Origin of the sequence: Erwinia sp. B116 (assembly GCF_002865965.1) — a bacterium.
GTDB lineage: Bacteria > Pseudomonadota > Gammaproteobacteria > Enterobacterales > Enterobacteriaceae > Erwinia.
This window is the reverse complement of record NZ_JRZZ01000027.1, coordinates 1-3,187: the sequence shown is the minus strand read 5'-3', so window position 1 is coordinate 3,187 and position 3,187 is coordinate 1. Positions and strand designations below refer to the sequence as shown.

General features: G+C 62.8%; 3 protein-coding genes. All 3 read left to right on the top strand.

Going from position 1 to position 3,187, the window contains the following annotated elements:
• The coding region (locus tag NV64_RS23230; RefSeq protein ID WP_199177680.1) for a hypothetical protein at window positions 1-741 on the top strand (741 nt) is incomplete at its 5' end.
• Window positions 742-799: 58 nt separating this feature from the next.
• Window positions 800-1,987: a hypothetical protein gene (locus NV64_RS23465; protein ID WP_101506337.1), complete on the top strand. Its 1,188-nt coding sequence runs from the start codon at window positions 800-802 to the stop codon at window positions 1,985-1,987.
• Between the two features lie 148 nt (window positions 1,988-2,135).
• On the top strand, window positions 2,136-3,187 hold a 1,052-nt coding region (locus tag NV64_RS16485; protein WP_199177679.1), incomplete at its 3' end, for a polyketide synthase.

Here is a 3,187-nt window from a genome sequence, read left to right as displayed (position 1 = left end):
AACTTTAACGCCGGTTCCTGGGCAGCGATGCTCGGTGTCGGCGCGGCGATCGGTGCCATTACCGGCGGCGTGGGGGTGGCGGCCAGCACTATCTCGTCCACCGCCGGGGCCATCGCCCTGGAGGCCGGGATCGGCGCGGTGGATGGCTTTGTTTCCAACGGCGTGACCAATGTGATCAACGGCCATAACTTTACCGAAGGTGGTGCAGCCAGCGCCGTTCTGGGTGGGGTGTTCGGTGCCTTTGCCGGAGCCACCGGGCGCTGGAACAGCTTTAACAATGGCCGGCTGTTGCGTGCCGGGGCTGCCGACGCCGCGAATGGCCAGCCAGTCGGTGTAGTAGGCACAGGCCGTATTGGCGGCTTCCCCGGACATTCGGTGGCAGGCGTTTCTGCCCCTGGCGGGGGTCAATGGAGCCATGTGCAGGGTGCGTTGCAGGGGGGCAGTGGCGGGTCGTCCGCGCTGCTGAGCGGTTCAGGGCCGGCAACCGCCCGGGGATTCGCTAATTTCAACCCGCAGGGCGTCGCGTATGCCCACGTGGTTCCCGGGCTCAATCACCAGGCGGCAATTAACTTTATGGCCGGAGGGCTGGGTGCCCGTGGCCCTTACAACATTATCACCAACAGTTGTACCACCTGGGCACGTGAGGTGGTGCGTGCTGCCGGTCTGGAGCCGCCGCTCTGGGCCATCAGCCCTGATTCACTGCAATGGTTTATGCGCCTGAGCGGTGGCAGATCGCTGTAATCAGAAAAATTCCGTTCTTTAATCGCAGCAACTTTACACACAGCAAAAGGAGTTACCGATGGCTAGTTTTAAAGATTTGCCGAAAGAACTGCAGGATAACTGGCGTAAACGTGTTACCGCATTAGGGTTAGATCCCGACCGCAGTCAGGGACGCTTTATTCGTACCCGTATCGTGGACACGCTGCACGAACTGAAGACGGCGTTTAACGTGCCGCCGGTGAGCGGCCTGCGAGCGGCCATCACCGAGTCAAAAGCGATCGCTGCGCTGAGCGAGCATGAACAACGTGCCGCGCTGGTGGCCCATGTCTCCGGCCTGGCACCGATCACCAATGCGGCACATATCACCCAGCTGGAAGACAATTTCGGCAACAGCTTCCGCTATCGTGCCTATGTTGCCCAGGATATTACCGTGCCCGCCGGGCAGACGCTGCAGATTAACTCCACCTCATCGGTCACCGCCTATGGCGTGGTGACGCTGCAGGGGGGCGCAAGTATTGAAATCAGCGTGCCGTGCCATTTTCAGTGTTCGCAGCTGGTAAAAACCGATGCCGGCGGTGGCGGCGGGGCGCAGTATGACATCAGCATCGTTGGTGCCACCGGAACGGATGGTAACAGCCCGACCAAAGCCGATAACGGCGGCAACGGTGGCAACGGCGATAACGCCAAGTGCAACTGTAATGTGGCGACCAACCACGCGGGTACGCCAGGGTCAGATGGTAAAGCGGGTAAACCAGGTAACAGCGCCAGCGATGGTCAGCGTGGCGGCGACGGTCCGATGGTCACCATTACCATTGACGACCTGGTCTCGACCATCTCGGTGGCCAATAGCGGCGGCACCGGCGGCAGAGGCGGTAACGGCGGTGCAGGGGGCGATGGCGGCACCGGCGGCAATGGCGGCAGCAGCGATACCTGTGGTGCCTACGATGAAGATGGGGGCAACGGCGGCAACGGTGGCCAGGGCGGCGATGGTGGCACGGCGGGCAACGGCGGCAATGCCGGTGATGCGAATAGCGTTACCGTCAACTACGGCAGCAGCAATGGCAGCGCGGTGTTAACCGCCAGCCTCAGCGCATCCGGTGGCCGTGCCGGTACCGGCGGGGTCGTCGGTGCCGGCGGCACCAAAGGCAACGGTGGTGGTGCCGGTGCGAAAGATGGCAGTCCGGGCGACCCGGGAAAAAACAAAGGTGCGGATGGTCACGCCGGCAACGACGGTGGCAAAGCCGATATTACGCTGAATAAGCAGTAACCGCTGAAAGCGGACGGCATCTGCATCCGTTGTTACCGGGCAGATGACCCCGCCGAACGCAGCGTGACGTTAAACGGGCTGGCGCAATCGCCGATCGCGCCAGCCTGTGCATTACTCTCCCCCATTGATGGAAGAAAAGGTGGTAAGCATGGACTCCCGTCAGCAACCCGTTGCACTTGTTGGTATGGCCTGCCGTTTCCCCGGCGCGGCCAACGATCTGGCTCATTTCTGGCAAATGCTGTGTCACGGGGAGGATGCCATTGGCGATATACCTGCTGACCGCTGGGAGGCCGATCGCTTTTATCACCCCGACAAAAACGTCGCCGGAAAAATGTATGTGCGTCAGGGCGGATTTGTGCGCCAGGACCTCAGCGCGATGGATTACGACTTTTTTGCCGTCTCTGCCCGCGAAGCGGCGGCGATGGACCCCCAGCAGCGGCTGCTGCTGGAAGTGACCTATGAAGCCTTGTGCGATGCCGGTATTCCGCTGTCGCAGTTACGTGGTGAAGCGGTGGGTACCTTTATCGGTGGCTTTACCCTTGACCGGACGGTGGTCCAGCTGCGTGAATCTAACCGCCCGCTGATCAACGCCCACTCTGCCCCCGGCATGACCATGACCATCCTTTCAGCCCGGCTGGCCCACTGGCTGGATCTCTCCGGCCCCTGCCTGACTCTCGACACCGCCTGCTCTTCCTCGCTGGTGGCGCTGCACCTGGCGGCACAGAGCCTCGCCAGCGGCGAATGTCATACCGCGCTGGTCGGCGGGGTGAATGCCATGCTCATCCCGGATTATGGCATCGCGATGTGTAAAGGGCAGTTTCTGTCGGCCGATGGCCGCTGCAAGGCGTTTGCCGCCGGGGCCGATGGCTACGGGCGTGCCGAAGGCGCGGGGCTGGTGGTGTTGAAAACCCTCGCCCGGGCGCAGGCCGACGGTGACCGCATTTATGCCACGCTGCTGGGCAGTGGCACCAATCATAACGGCCACACCACCGGCATCGCTCAGCCGGATGCGAGAGCCCAGCAGGCGCTGATGCGCCAGGTGCACCGGCGGGCGGGTATCGACGCCGCCGATATTGACTACGTTGAAGCCCACGGTACCGGCACCCAAGCCGGTGACCGGGCGGAGAGTGAGGCTCTGGGCCTGGTGATCGGCCAGCCGCGCCGGGCGCGCGGCCAGACGTTGCTGGTCGGGGCGGTCAA